Origin of the sequence: Pseudomonas sp. NY15435 (assembly GCF_048068295.1) — a bacterium.
Lineage (GTDB): Bacteria > Pseudomonadota > Gammaproteobacteria > Pseudomonadales > Pseudomonadaceae > Pseudomonas.
In genome coordinates, this window is record NZ_JBLUQA010000017.1 from 28,369 (window position 1) to 40,526 (window position 12,158).

Consider the following 12,158-nt stretch of genomic DNA (forward strand, 5'->3'; position numbering starts at 1 on the left):
AGGCTCACGCCACGTGACGGCTCATGTATTAGGGTTTCACGAGCTTGATATTACTTGCAGACTCGACGCACACGGACTGCATGGTGCCAGTGCGGCGAGGTGATAATTGGCAAACTAATAATTGCGCGTGAACGCTTTGCTCGAAACTGATTTCTTCCTTCAAGTCTTGCGGCATGATCTCGTTTTCGGCTGGGATAACCCCTAAGACCCGTTTGCTCTTGTCCAGGTGAATTCGGATGGAGGGAGTGCCGTTATGCAAAGCGATAGTTCCTTTGACTGATTTGCATTGACCGACCACCGCTGGATTTGCTTTGCATCCAGCGGAAGCGTTGATATCAGCGTGAGCCGAAAGTGGAATGGTAAATGCGACTAAAAGCGCTAATTTGTTGTTTGATTTCTTCATGGTTGCCTTGATGTTAAGTCATTGCGGTTAATGGTTAGCGCCCATAAGTGTTCGCGTAAACTCCGGAAGCCGGCAGGTCGTTCGTTGGGTAGCTGTTTTGAAGAGGTCCGATTTGAGTCTTTAATGGGATTCCATAGAAAGCTGCCCGGGAGTCATTTTTTCGGAAGTTGAAGTTTTTTTGCTCCGGAGGTTGGGTCTTCGTTATTTGCGCGCTGTGAAAACATTCTTTCGACTGCAACTTTGCATTGTGTGTATATGATCTCTTCTGCCGGCGGAACAGACGCATGTGCCGGGGCGGAAATGGGTCGTCGTCCGGGCGCTAAGTCCGCGTTAATAATCGCGTGTGCGACATTGATTCGGGCCTGCTGAATGTGGACTCCAGAAAGTGAGCGTGTCTCGTTAAAGACGATATTCGTTATTTGTGTGCGATTCAGTGCCATTGTCTTCTCTTTGGTTGATTAGAACGGAAAGGTGTTCTTGAGGGAGAGTCAATGGTGCCGATGGAGGTTCTGAATTGATGTAGGCGCTATGCTTGCGAGGCAGCGCTTAGCATATGGGTTGTTGAATGAATGTTCTGTGGCCAAAGAAGGAAATGCGTAGTGGGGATGTATAAATTTCTGAAAGACCTCAACTCGTTCGAGTACTACTGCTGGCTTGATGAGTACGCTTCTTTGTGCCGATTGCCATCCTTACCTTCCGCACTGTCTCCACAAACGGCGTAACGATCAGGCTCCACAGCGACGAATACTTCGCATCGTCATGTTCCCCCGCGCCGAACTGGATTGGTTCCGGCGCGCGCTGGGTGACGTAGAGCGTGCCGAACATCCAGTCCCACAGCGACAGGTTGATGCCGAAGTTTCGGTTGAAGTGGCGGGGCGCGTCGCTGTGGTGGATCTGGTGCTGGGCGGGGCTGTTGATCACGTGCTCGACCAGCGGCCCGAACGACAGCCACACATGGCTGTGGCGCAGGTTTGTCGCCAGCACATTGAACAGCAGGATCATGTAAGTCACGCCGAACAGCGTATAGGCGCTGATCTGCCCGCCGCAGAGGTACCAGAAGACGCCGGCGTAGGCGCCCAGCAGCACGGTCCCGGCCAGGTTCGCCGCCAGCTTCTCCACGAAGTGCACGCGGCTCGCCGTGATCGGCGTCAGCACCGCCGCCGAGTGATGCACCTTGTGGAACGCCCACAGCCAGCGCGAGTGAAAGGCACGGTGCACCCAGTAGTTCTTGAAGTCGCTGACCAGGAACACCCCCAGCCCATAGAGCAGCGACAGCCCAAGGTTCTCGCCCACCTGTGGCCGCGCGCCCCATAGGTGGGTGAAGAAGGCGATGTAGTCACCCGAGCGCAGGATGTACGGATCGACCAGCCCGACGATGGGCACCATCAACGCCACGTTGAGAATCCCGCGCACCAGGTAATAGCGGTAATCCAGCAGTGCCGAGCGATGCAGATTCACCCGGCTGCCGCCGATGAACTGCCAGAACGACGTCGCCTGCGTCAGCCCGCGCTGCTGGCGAAAGCGGAACAAGGCGTAGGCGATGGCATAGGAGCACAGCAGGAATACCACGCCGACGCGGCCGCTCAGGTCGAAAAGGCCGGAGAGCTGGTTGGCCACGGGCTCGAGGAAGAGGGTGGACAGGTGGTGGTGGAGGTGAAACAGGTCAGGCATGGAGAGTTACGCGCCGTTAAGTTCTGCGGCCAGAATATTCTTGCTCTAGCAGTTGCAAAAGGGGCGCGACAGTTCGTTTAGACAGGAGGGCGAATGGCGCTTGGGTGCAAATCCTGGCGGCTCGCGCCGGTGGGCACCGGACCTACGTGGCCGGTGTTGAGGGACCAGGGGCCGGGTAACGCGGGATTCGCGCAGCGGATGCAGGCCAAGGGGGCGGCCGCCGGGCGCTGGCGATGCCGTGGTTGATGGTGAGGAGCGGCGGGAGACAGGGTGGCGGAGGGCGTGATTGCCTGCGCTATGGGCGGCGGGGTAGGTTCGCGAGCAAGCTCGCTCCTACAAAGAGCGCTGTCGCAAAGGGGAGTATGGAGTTGGGTGTTGCCCTCTCCCCAGCCCTCTCCCTGAAGGGAGAGGGGGCCTTTCGGCATGAAGGGAGGGGATGCAGTCAGCCGGGGAGTGGTGTCCCCGGTTTGTCGTCACGCGGCCGGCGGCGTGCCTTCGGCATTGCCGACGACGGCGTCGATCTGGATCAGCGCGCCCTTGGGCAGCGCTGATACGCCGACGGTTCTGCGCGCCGGTGTGCCGCCGGGGAAGAAGGTCGCGTACACCTCATCGACGACGGCGATGTCGTCGATGTTCTTCAGGTACAGATTGACCTTCACCACATCGGCCAGGGCATGGTCGATGCTTTCGACGATGGCCTTGAGGTGCTTGAAGCACTGCGTGGCCTGTTCCTTCACGCCGCCTGCCACCAGTTCACCGGTCTTCACATCCAGCGGCAGCTGGGCGGAGATGTGGTTGTAGTGGGAGAAGGCGACGGTCTGGGTGGAGTACGGGCAGCGCGGTGCGGCGTCGGTGTTGCGGGCCTTGATGACGATGCCGTGGCGGTCTTCCACCGCTTGCGGCGGCGTGCCGTCACCGTGGGAGACCACGGCTTCGATCTGCACCAGGGCGTCCAGTGGCAGGGCTTTCGCCTGCACCACGGTGCGTGCGGGGAAGTAGCCGACGGCGCGGGCGATGGCGGAATCGGGGAAGAAGGTGGTGTAGACCTGGTTCACGGCTTCGACGTCGTTGAGGTTCTTCACGAAGACGGTGATCCGCACGATGTCATCGAAGGGCACGTCGATGCCTTCGAGGATGTTCTTGATGTTGCGCAGGCACTGCGCGGCCTGTTCCTTGATGCCGCCGGCGACCAGTTTGCCGCTGCGCGGGTCGATGGGCAGTTGCGCGGACAGGTTGTTGTAGTGGGAGAAGGCGACGGACTGGGTGGAGAGCGGGTTCAGCGGCGCGTTCTCGGTGCTGCCTTCGACCTTGATCAGGTCGCCGGCCTGCGGGGCGTTGGGGATGGTGCCTTCGCCGCAGGTGATGAGGGCTTCGACCTGTACCTTGGCGCCCAGCGGCAGTGCTGCCACGGCGACGCTGGTGAGGGTCGGCAGGTAGTCCGGGAAGAAGGCGGCGTGGACCTTGGCCACGGCTTCGGCGTCGCCGATGTCGGTGAGGAAGATCGAGATGCGGACGCTGTCGTCGAGCTTGTGGCCGATGCTTTCCACCACGGCCTTGAGGTTTCTGTAGCACTGCTCGGCCTGTTCCTTCGCACCGCCAGCGACCAGTTTGCCGGTGGCGGGGTCGACGGGGAGTTGCGCGGACAGGTTGTTGTAGTGGGAGAAGGCGACGGTCTGGGCATACGGGCCGATGCCCTGGGGTGCCTTGTCGGTGTTTCTCGCCAGTACTGCGTTGTAGCCACTCATAGGGTTGCTCCCTGGTTTGCTGGGAATCCGTGGGTTTCGTGGCAAAGGCTTACGTCGCTTCGCTATCGGTCGTTGCCACTGTTGGTCAGACGACGGATATCGAACTCGTCGAGAGGTGCGCAGACTATCGGGTCAAGGAGGGCGACCCCTTTGACTTAAGGCAAGGGTAGTGGGGTCTGTTTACCGGGTTGTTTCAATTGGCGATGGACGTTAGTCGGGATGGTTCGGCGGTGGGCCGTGAGCGGGAGCGGGTGCTTCCGTGGAAGATCGGTGCCAGAGCGTTTCCTTCTCCCCAGCCCTCTCCCTTACGGGAGAGGGAGCCGCCTGTGCCGGCTGACGTCGCAGTTTCGTCCTGCACGAACGGTCCCCTCTCCCGCTGCGGGAGAGGGTTAGGGTGAGGGGCTCTTGGCGCTCAACTCAGAAGATGTAATCGGTAGTCAGGAAGCTCGAATCGCGGTCGCGGATAATCTGGCTGATCAGCGCCTTGTTGGCGTCGGTGAAGCGTGTGGCGACCAGCGTGCGGATGGAGAAGGTACGCAGCGCATCATGGACGGAGAGAGTTCCTTCGGCGGAGTTCTTGCGGCCGTTGAAGGGGTAGCTGTCCGGGCCGCGCTGGCACTGGGCGTTGATGTTGATGCGGCCGACCTGATTGACGAAGGCGTCCACCAGCGGGCCGATCTGCTCCGGGTCGTCACCGAACAGACTGAGCTGCTGGCCGTAGTCGGACTGCAGGACGTAGTCGATCACCTCGTCCAGCTCGCGGTACGGCACTACCGGCACCAGCGGTCCGAACTGTTCCTCGTTGTACAGGCGCATGTCGGCGCGCACTGGACTGAGCAGCGCGGGATAGAAGAAGCTCTCGCGGCTTTCGCCGCCGCCGCTGTTGATGACCTTGGCGCCCTTGGCCAGGGCGTCCTGCAGCAGACCGTTCAGATAATCGACCTTGCCCGGCTCGGGCAGCGGCGTCAGCGCCACGCCGGGCTCCCAGGGCATGCCGGGCTTGAGTTCGGCGAGCTTGGCGCTGAACTTGTCGAGGAAACTGTCCAGCACGTCTTCGTGGACGAAGAGGATTTTCAGCGCGGTGCAGCGCTGGCCGTTGAAGGACAGGGCGCCGGTGATGGCCTCACTGACGGCGTTGTCGAGGTCGACGCTGGGCAGGACGATGCCGGGGTTCTTGGCGTCCAGCCCGAGGGCGGCCCGCAGGCGGTGCGGGCGCGGGTGGAGCTTCTTCAGGTCGGCGGCGCCGGAATGGGTGCCGATGAAGGCGAAGACGTCGACCTTGCCGCTGGCCATGAGCGCGCTGACGGTCTCGCGGCCGCGCCCGTAGATGACGTTGATCACGCCCGGCGGGAAGCTGTCGCGGAAGGCCTCCAGCAACGGGCGGATCAGCAGCACGCCGAACTTGGCGGGCTTGAAGACCACCGTGTTGCCCATGATCAGCGCCGGGATCAGGGTGGTGAAGGTCTCGTTCAGCGGGTAGTTGTACGGGCCCATGCACAGCGCCACGCCCAGCGGCACGCGGCGGATCTGCCCCAGGGTGCCCTGTTCCAGTTCGAAGCGGCTGGAGCGACGGTCCAGTTCCTTGAGCGCCTGGATGGTGTCGACGATGTAGTCGCAGGTGCGGTCGAACTCCTTCTCCGAATCCTTGAGGTTCTTGCCGATTTCCCACATCAGCAGCTTGACCACGGCGCTGCGCTGCTCGCGCATGCGGGCGAGGAAGCGTTCGACGTGGGCAATGCGTTCGGCCACGCGCAGGTTGGGCCATTCGCCCTGGCCGTTGTCGTAGGCGGCCACGGCGGCGTCCAGCGCAGCGAGGGCGGCGTCGGCGTCCAGCAGCGGCGTGCTGCCGAGGATCACCTGTTGGTCACCTTCGTCGGTGCTGAGGAATATCGGGCTGCGTACCGGCGCGAGCGGGCCGTCCCAGCGACGCAGTTCGCCGTTTACCAGGTAGTCGCGCTGCTCGACGGGCGCGTCGGGGCGCCAGGCGTCGGGGATGTCGGTGAGGCGGGGGAACAGATGGTCGAGCTTGTTGTTGTCGGGCATGACTCATCCCTCGGGGAAGGTGGGCGACTGGTCTGTGTAGGGCGCATGACGGTTCGCGGTCATGCGCCGATGTCCTCGTGTACTGTGCTGGTGGATGACGCTCATCGTGCCATGCACGCTGCGGAATGCTCTTGAGCCTAGTCCGGCCCCGTTTCGCAGGGCGTACAACGCTCCGCGTTGTACGCCGATTGACGGTGGTTCAGGGCGCCGCGAACCCACAGACAGGCAAGGTGAATCGGCGTACAACCGCGAACGGTTGTACGCCCTACGGGGGCGAGCGGGTTGGCTGTGGCGTTGGCGCGGGCTGCAGGAGTTCCTGCTGCTCGGCATAGCGGGCGCGGATGTCGAAATCGCGGGGCCAGGCGGGTTGGGCGGGGGCTTTCGGAGTTGCGGAGGAAGTCACGGGCGATACCTCGTTGCAGGAATCCGTTGGGCGGGCGGTTCGGAGCTCGCCGGGCGTTTTGGAGCGGGCCGTGATGGATATCGCTGCGCTCCACTCATCCTGCACACGAAGCTCAACGGGGCTCCCGCAGGATGGGTAGAGCGAAGCGATACCCATCGATCAGGGCATCAGACGAACAGTGACAGCAGCAGGATGAAGCCAAGGCCGACCACCGAGAGGATGGTTTCCATGGCCGTCCAGGTCTTGAAGGTCTCCATCACGCTCATGTTGAAGTACTGCTTCACCAGCCAGAAACCGGCGTCGTTGACGTGGGAAAGGATCAGCGAGCCGGCGCCGGTGGCGAGCACCAGCAGTTCGCGATTGACGCCGGGGATCAGGTCGATCACCGGCACCACGATGCCTGCGCCGGTGATGGTGGCGACGGTGGCGGAGCCGGTGGCGATGCGGATCACCGCGGCCACCAGCCAGGCCAGGAGGATCGGCGAAATCTGCGCATGCACCGCCATGTGGCCGATCACATCGCCAACGCCGCTGGCCACCAGCATCTGTTTGAAGCCGCCACCAGCACCGATGATCATCACGATGGCTGCGGTGGGCGCGAGGCTCTGGTCAAGCAGCTTGAGGATCTTCTTCGAGTCGAAGCCGCGGGCGTAGCCGAAGGTGTAGAGCGCCAGAAGCAGAGCCAGGAGCAGGGCGGTGATCGGGTGGCCGATCATGTCCAGCCAGGCGCGGACGATGTGGCCGTCTGCGAGCATGACGTCGGCGAAGGTCTTGAACAGCATCAGGAACACCGGCAGCAGCACGGTGAACAGGGTGACGCCGAAGCTGGGCAGGTTGCTGGTGTCCGGCTCGTGGGCGATCTGCGCGACCAGTTCTTCGTTGGGCTGCCCCGGGATCACCTTGGAGATCCAGGCGCCGAAGATCGGGCCCGCGATGGCGGCGGTCGGCAGGGCGACCAGCAGGCCGTAGAAGATGGTCTTGCCGATGTCCGCGCCGAACACGCCGATGGCCAGCAGCGGGCCCGGGTGCGGCGGCACCAGGCCGTGCACCGCAGAGAGCCCGGCGAGCAGCGGGATGCCGATCTTGATCAGCGACACACCGCTGCGGCGGGCGACGATGAACACCAGCGGTACCAGCAGGATGAAGCCGATCTCGAAGAACAGCGGGATGCCGACCAGAAAGGCGGCGAACATCATCGCCCAGTGCACGCGCTGCTTGCCGAAGGCCTGGATCAGCGTGCGGGCGATCTGATCGGCGCCGCCGGACTCCGCCATCATCTTGCCGAGCATGGTGCCCAGCGCAAGGATGATGCCGACGAAGCCAAGCACACTGCCGAAGCCGTCCTGGAAGGATTTGACGATGGTTGCCACGGGCATGCCGGAGGTGAGGCCGAGGAAGCCGGCGGCGATGATCAGGGCAATGAACGGGTGGATCTTGAACCGGGTGATCAGCAGGATCAGGCCGATGATGGTGACCACCGCATCCAGCAGCAGATAGGTCTCGTGGGACATGCCGAGCATGGGGCTCTCCTGTTGTTGTCGTTGTGTGCCGGAGCGGCTGTTCTCTAGGTTTAGAGAGATCGGTGAATTGAGATAGCGCTATCTTGAGCGGGCAGGCGCTATCAACTTCAGTCGCTGGAGTGCTGTCGCCACCACAGGTGCGCGGCTTCTGCCAGGTCTTCGACCGGGCGGGTGGCATCCAGGTGCAGGGTCAGGGGTTCGCTCAGCGGCGGTTCGAGGGCGGCGAACTGGCTGTCGATCAGGCTGGCCGGCATGAAGTGGCCGGGACGCGTGGCAACGCGGTTGGCGGCGGCATCGCGGGTCAGCTCCAGGAACACCACGCCCAGGCCGGGCACGGCCTGGCGCAGGCGGTCGCGGTAGATCAGCTTGAGCGCGGAACAGGTGAGCACCGGGCGCTGGCCGGCGGCGATGGCTTTCTGCAACTCGGCGGCGAGGGTGTCGAGCCAGCCGGCGCGGTCTTCATCGGTGAGCGGGATGCCGGCGCTCATCTTCTCGATGTTGGCGGCGGGGTGGAAGGAGTCACCTTCGATGGCATAGGCGCCGTTGCGCAGGCAGAGTGCCTCGCCGACGCTGGACTTGCCGCATCCGGAGACACCCATGATGAGGACGGCGTCGATGGAGGTGGTCATGCAGGGCCTCATTGCTGAGACAGCGCTATCTTTGTTGGGCGTAACGAAAAGCATCGGCTGCCTCCGTATTCTTGTCATTCTAGTCGGTCTGTCCCGGCGCTTCGGTGGGTGAGTTCCACCGGCGGGCGAGGGACCGGCGGGAGCCGGTCTCAGGCAATTGCCCTGGTTGCGAGACAGCGCTACCTTAGTGCCTCGATTTTTGTTTGGCAAGCCGCCCGATGACCGCCCGGAAGAACGACAAGAAAAACGACAGAAGCTCCCGCACCACCGGCAAACCCACCCTCAACGATGTGGCGCGCAGTGCCGGCGTCAGTCCCATCACCGCCTCGCGCGCCCTGCGCGGCGTGAGTACGGTGGCTGAGGATCTGGCGGAGAAGGTCCGCCAGGCCGCCGCGGATCTGGGCTACGTGGCCAACCCTGCCGCCCGCGCGCTGGCGTCCAAGCAGAGCCACAACATCGTGGTGCTGGTGCCTTCGTTGGCGAACCAGCTGTTCATCGAAACCCTCGAAGCCATCCATGCCGTCATGCATCCGCGCGGCCTGGAAGTGCTGATCGGCAACTACCACTACTCCCGCGACGAAGAAGAGAACCTGCTGCGCAACTACCTTGCGTATCAGCCGCGTGGCCTGTTGCTGACCGGCTTCGATCGCACCGAGAGCGCCCGCCGGATGATCGAGGCGAGTGGCGTGCCGGCGGTCTACATGATGGACCTGGACCCCGGCGCGGGGCTGCATTGCGTAGGCTTCTCGCAGATTCGTGCAGGGGAGGCGGCGGCCAAACACCTGCTCAAGAGTGGGCGCAAGCGCCTGGCCTACATCGGCGCGCAGCTGGACCAACGCACTCTGCTCCGTGGCGAGGGCTATCGCCGCGCGCTGCAGCAGGCCGGCTGCTATGACCCGGCGCTGGAAATCCTCACGCCGCGCCCGTCTTCGGTCGGCCTGGGCGGCGAGCTGTTCCGCCAGTTGCTGGCCAGCCACCCGCAGGTGGAGGGCATCTTCTTCGGCAACGACGACCTGGCCCATGGCGCGCTGCTGGAAGCCATGCGCCACGGCATCCGTATTCCCGAACAGGTGGCGGTGCTCGGCTTCAACGATCTGCCCAGTTCAGAGTTCATGGTCCCGCGCCTGTCCAGCATCCGCACCCCGCGCAAGGCCATCGGCAGCCATGCGGCCGAGCGACTGCTCGACCTGATCAACGACAAGCCGGTAAGCGAACCGGTGATGGACCTGGGCTTCGAGTTGATGGTGCGCGAGAGCAGCTGAGGCCTACGGCAATTCCGGAGCGCGGGTACCTTGTAGGAGCGAGCTTGCTCGCGAACCGCTTTGACGCCAGTGCAGCCGGGGAATCTGTTCGCGAGCAAGCTCGCTCCTACAAAAAGAGGTTCTCTGCACGAACATGTCGCGCATAAAAAAGCCCGCTGGAGCGGCGGGCATAATGCGGAGGCAAAAAAGGTGCGCGGAGGCAAATCTTCAGTAGGAGTCGCTCATCCCATCGGTGATGGTGATGCCCTGCTTGCGCATTTCCTGGATCAACCCGGCGCGGGTGCCCGGCAGGTTGAGCAGGGCCTGGTAGCGCGTGTCTTTCACTTCCTGCGCGGTGTAGGGCTTGAACTCGGCAGGCATGCTGTCGCCCGCCATGCCTTCCTTGCGCAGCAGCCAGTTGAGCAGGTCGGCCAGTTGCGCGTCGTTCAGCGCGGACTGGGACATGCCCGGTACGCGCACGAGGAATTGCCGGCCACCGTCCACCTTCAGGAAGTTACCGACGAAGCCGTGCAGGCGCGGCGTGTCGTTGGCCTTGCTGCCGCTGCCTTCGGTGAGATGGCAGCCGGCGCATTGCAGCTGGTAGTTGGTGGCCGGGGTGTAGCTTTGCTGGGAGATCGGCTTCTGCACCTCCTCGTTGCCGGGCGCCGGCCGCTGGTGCGGATCGGGGATCGCGCGGGCCTGGGCAAGGGGGGCGACCAGGCTGCAGAGCAGGGCGCCGACAACGAGACTGCGCATGGGCTTTTCTCCCGACTTCAGACCGCGACGCCGCGGATGATGGTGACGGTGCAGTTGTAGATGCGCGACTCCGCGCCCAGGCACCAGTTGACGTCGTTGTTGTTGAACGGACGGTACAGCGGTTCCTCACTCTCGTTGCGGGTACAGGCGCACTGGGAGCAGCTGTGCTTACCGCAGCAGTCGTTGTAGGAAATGATGTAGTCCTTGCCGTCCGCCGGGTTGCGGCAGGTGCCGATCCAGGTCACTTGCGAGGCATCGGTGCCGGGCGGGCAGGAAGTGGTGGTACCGCCACAGCAGGAGCAGAGGAAGCCGTCGATGGAGCAGTAGCGCCAGTAGTCGCAGCTGTTCGGGTCGCCCGGATCGCCGGCCTTCGGCGCCTCGGCGGCCAGCGCCTTGGAGGTACGATCGATCGGCAGGATGATCGGCAGCGCAGCGCCGGCCACCAGCAGCGAACCGAAGCGGCCCAGCAGCTTGCGCCGCGAAGTGACGTTGGCCACCTGGCGGGAGGAGCGCTCGAACAGGTTGTCGAGGAATTTCATTCTTGTTCTCTCCGTGATCAGTGGCTGTGGCCGTGGCTGGCGTCGTGGGTGTGCACGCCGTTGTGGCTGTGGCCATTCATGTACTGCTGCAGGGTGGCGCTGCCCAGGTGCTCGACCTCGAACAGGCTGTCCAGGTGTTCGCGGGAGTTCACCAGGCCCTTGGCACGCAGCACGCCCTTGCTGTCGATCAGCGCGGCGTAGGGCAGCTTGCCGATCTGGTAGGTCATGCCGACTTCCGGGCCGACCACGTAGGCGGCTTTCTCCAGGCCATGCTCGGCGATCAGCGCCTGCTGGGCGGCCATGTCGCCGTCGCTGACGTAGATCACCTCCAGCTCGCCGGCCTTGTCCTTGGCGATGGATTTGATCGCCGGCAGCAGCGATTTGCAGATCGGGCAGGTCGGCGAGAGGAAGAACAGCAGCTGGCCGCGCTCGCCTTCATAGCCGAAGTTGACCGGGCGACCGTGGCGGTCGGCGGCGGTGACTTTCGGGGCGGGCTCGTTGACGGCCACGCCCTTGTCGACCATCAGCGCGCCGGCCGGAGCGATGCGGCCGTGCAGGACGCCGATCTGGCGCACCAGCGCCATCACGGTGAAGGCGAGGGCGATGAGCAGCACCCAGAGAAGAATGTTGGAAACGATCAGGCCTTCCATTTGTTCACCTTCCGATGAGTTTGAGCAGACGGGGATGGTTCGCCAGCAGGCTGTCTGCCGCGGCGTACAGGAGCAGGGTGACGGCGCTGGCCGCGAGGATCACGAAGGCGTCGAACACGCCCAGCTCGCGAGCCTGCAGGCTGCTGGCGGCGAGCAGGCCGAGACCGGCGATGATCGCGTTGCGCAGCAGCAGCACCGGGCGCAGCGGTTGCATCTGGCCGGGGCCGGAGCAGCCGCAGTCGATGTCGCGACGACCGCGCCAGAGGTTGATGCCGATGGCGCCGGCATAGAACAGGATCAGCGCCGTGGCGGCCAGGGCCGCGACATGACGGCTCGCCGGCACCAGCAGGGCGAAGGCGATAACGCCCTCGACCACTGGCAGCACGCGGGCCACCGGGCCGACCAGCGAGGCTGGCAGCAGGCCGTAGTCTTCGACCTGGCGGGCGAAGCGCATCGGCGCGCGCAGCTTGTGGCTGGCGGCGCTGGCGAGCAGCACCGCGACGGCCACCGCACTGGCGATGATCAGGATCGGATCGGAAAACATTTCCGTACCTCTCG

At 63.7% G+C, this 12,158-nt stretch carries 11 protein-coding genes; 1 reads left to right on the top strand and 10 read right to left on the bottom strand.

Annotated features, from left to right (window positions below; translation table 11 throughout):
• Positions 1-28: 28 nt before the first annotated feature.
• From ACNFH5_RS27995 to ACNFH5_RS28020, 6 genes are all read right to left on the bottom strand, one after another.
• Positions 29-403 carry a hypothetical protein gene (locus tag ACNFH5_RS27995; RefSeq protein ID WP_416751769.1) on the bottom strand — a complete coding sequence of 125 codons (375 nt, stop codon included), beginning with the start codon at positions 401-403 and terminating at the stop codon, positions 29-31.
• A gap of 627 nt (positions 404-1,030) precedes the next feature.
• Complete coding sequence (locus tag ACNFH5_RS28000) at positions 1,031-2,074, bottom strand: sterol desaturase family protein (RefSeq protein WP_416751771.1); 1,044 nt, start codon at positions 2,072-2,074, stop codon at positions 1,031-1,033.
• A gap of 473 nt (positions 2,075-2,547) precedes the next feature.
• On the bottom strand, positions 2,548-3,819 hold the full coding sequence (locus ACNFH5_RS28005) for a Rid family hydrolase (RefSeq protein WP_416751773.1): 1,272 nt from the start codon (positions 3,817-3,819) through the stop codon (positions 2,548-2,550).
• Positions 3,820-4,236: 417 nt separating this feature from the next.
• A complete protein-coding gene (locus ACNFH5_RS28010; protein WP_416751775.1) occupies positions 4,237-5,862 on the bottom strand; it encodes an NADP-dependent glyceraldehyde-3-phosphate dehydrogenase in 1,626 nt (541 codons plus the stop codon).
• Positions 5,863-6,432: 570 nt separating this feature from the next.
• Positions 6,433-7,785: a GntP family permease gene (locus ACNFH5_RS28015; protein WP_416751777.1), complete on the bottom strand. Its 1,353-nt coding sequence runs from the start codon at positions 7,783-7,785 to the stop codon at positions 6,433-6,435.
• Between the two features lie 107 nt (positions 7,786-7,892).
• Positions 7,893-8,414 carry a gluconokinase gene (locus ACNFH5_RS28020; protein WP_416751779.1) on the bottom strand — a complete coding sequence of 174 codons (522 nt, stop codon included), beginning with the start codon at positions 8,412-8,414 and terminating at the stop codon, positions 7,893-7,895.
• 218 nt (positions 8,415-8,632) lie between these two features.
• Here ACNFH5_RS28020 and ACNFH5_RS28025 point away from each other — a divergent pair, with 218 nt between their 5' ends.
• Positions 8,633-9,676 carry a LacI family DNA-binding transcriptional regulator gene (locus ACNFH5_RS28025; protein WP_416751781.1) on the top strand — a complete coding sequence of 348 codons (1,044 nt, stop codon included), beginning with the start codon at positions 8,633-8,635 and terminating at the stop codon, positions 9,674-9,676.
• Between the two features lie 207 nt (positions 9,677-9,883).
• On the opposite strand, the gene ACNFH5_RS28030 is transcribed toward ACNFH5_RS28025, so the two are convergent.
• From ACNFH5_RS28030 to ACNFH5_RS28045, 4 genes are read right to left on the bottom strand one after another with little or no spacing between them, the layout of a single operon-like run.
• On the bottom strand, positions 9,884-10,411 hold the full coding sequence (locus ACNFH5_RS28030; RefSeq protein WP_416751783.1) for a c-type cytochrome: 528 nt from the start codon (positions 10,409-10,411) through the stop codon (positions 9,884-9,886).
• A gap of 17 nt (positions 10,412-10,428) precedes the next feature.
• Positions 10,429-10,950 (bottom strand): methylamine dehydrogenase light chain, encoded by a 522-nt coding sequence (locus ACNFH5_RS28035; RefSeq protein ID WP_017518360.1) that lies wholly within the window; start codon positions 10,948-10,950, stop codon positions 10,429-10,431.
• Positions 10,951-10,967: 17 nt separating this feature from the next.
• Positions 10,968-11,600 (bottom strand): methylamine dehydrogenase accessory protein MauD, encoded by a 633-nt coding sequence (mauD, locus tag ACNFH5_RS28040; RefSeq protein ID WP_054910258.1) that lies wholly within the window; start codon positions 11,598-11,600, stop codon positions 10,968-10,970.
• Positions 11,601-11,604: 4 nt separating this feature from the next.
• Entirely contained in the window at positions 11,605-12,144 is a 540-nt protein-coding gene (locus ACNFH5_RS28045; protein ID WP_416751786.1) for a MauE/DoxX family redox-associated membrane protein, read from the bottom strand.
• Between the last annotated feature and the right edge of the window lie 14 nt (positions 12,145-12,158).

Bases quoted from the DNA above. Each gene is read 5' to 3' on its own strand.
- ACNFH5_RS27995 (WP_416751769.1), bottom strand. From the start codon at position 403: ATGAAGAAATCAAACAACAAATTAGCGCTTTTAGTCGCATTTACCATT.
- ACNFH5_RS28030 (WP_416751783.1), bottom strand. From the start codon at position 10,411: ATGCGCAGTCTCGTTGTCGGCGCCCTGCTCTGCAGCCTGGTCGCCCCC.
- ACNFH5_RS28035 (WP_017518360.1), bottom strand. From the start codon at position 10,950: ATGAAATTCCTCGACAACCTGTTCGAGCGCTCCTCCCGCCAGGTGGCC.
- ACNFH5_RS28005 (WP_416751773.1), bottom strand. From the start codon at position 3,819: ATGAGTGGCTACAACGCAGTACTGGCGAGAAACACCGACAAGGCACCC.
- ACNFH5_RS28000 (WP_416751771.1), bottom strand. From the start codon at position 2,074: ATGCCTGACCTGTTTCACCTCCACCACCACCTGTCCACCCTCTTCCTC.
- ACNFH5_RS28010 (WP_416751775.1), bottom strand. From the start codon at position 5,862: ATGCCCGACAACAACAAGCTCGACCATCTGTTCCCCCGCCTCACCGAC.
- mauD (WP_054910258.1), bottom strand. From the start codon at position 11,600: ATGGAAGGCCTGATCGTTTCCAACATTCTTCTCTGGGTGCTGCTCATC.
- ACNFH5_RS28015 (WP_416751777.1), bottom strand. From the start codon at position 7,785: ATGCTCGGCATGTCCCACGAGACCTATCTGCTGCTGGATGCGGTGGTC.
- ACNFH5_RS28045 (WP_416751786.1), bottom strand. From the start codon at position 12,144: ATGTTTTCCGATCCGATCCTGATCATCGCCAGTGCGGTGGCCGTCGCG.
- ACNFH5_RS28025 (WP_416751781.1), top strand. From the start codon at position 8,633: ATGACCGCCCGGAAGAACGACAAGAAAAACGACAGAAGCTCCCGCACC.
- ACNFH5_RS28020 (WP_416751779.1), bottom strand. From the start codon at position 8,414: ATGACCACCTCCATCGACGCCGTCCTCATCATGGGTGTCTCCGGATGC.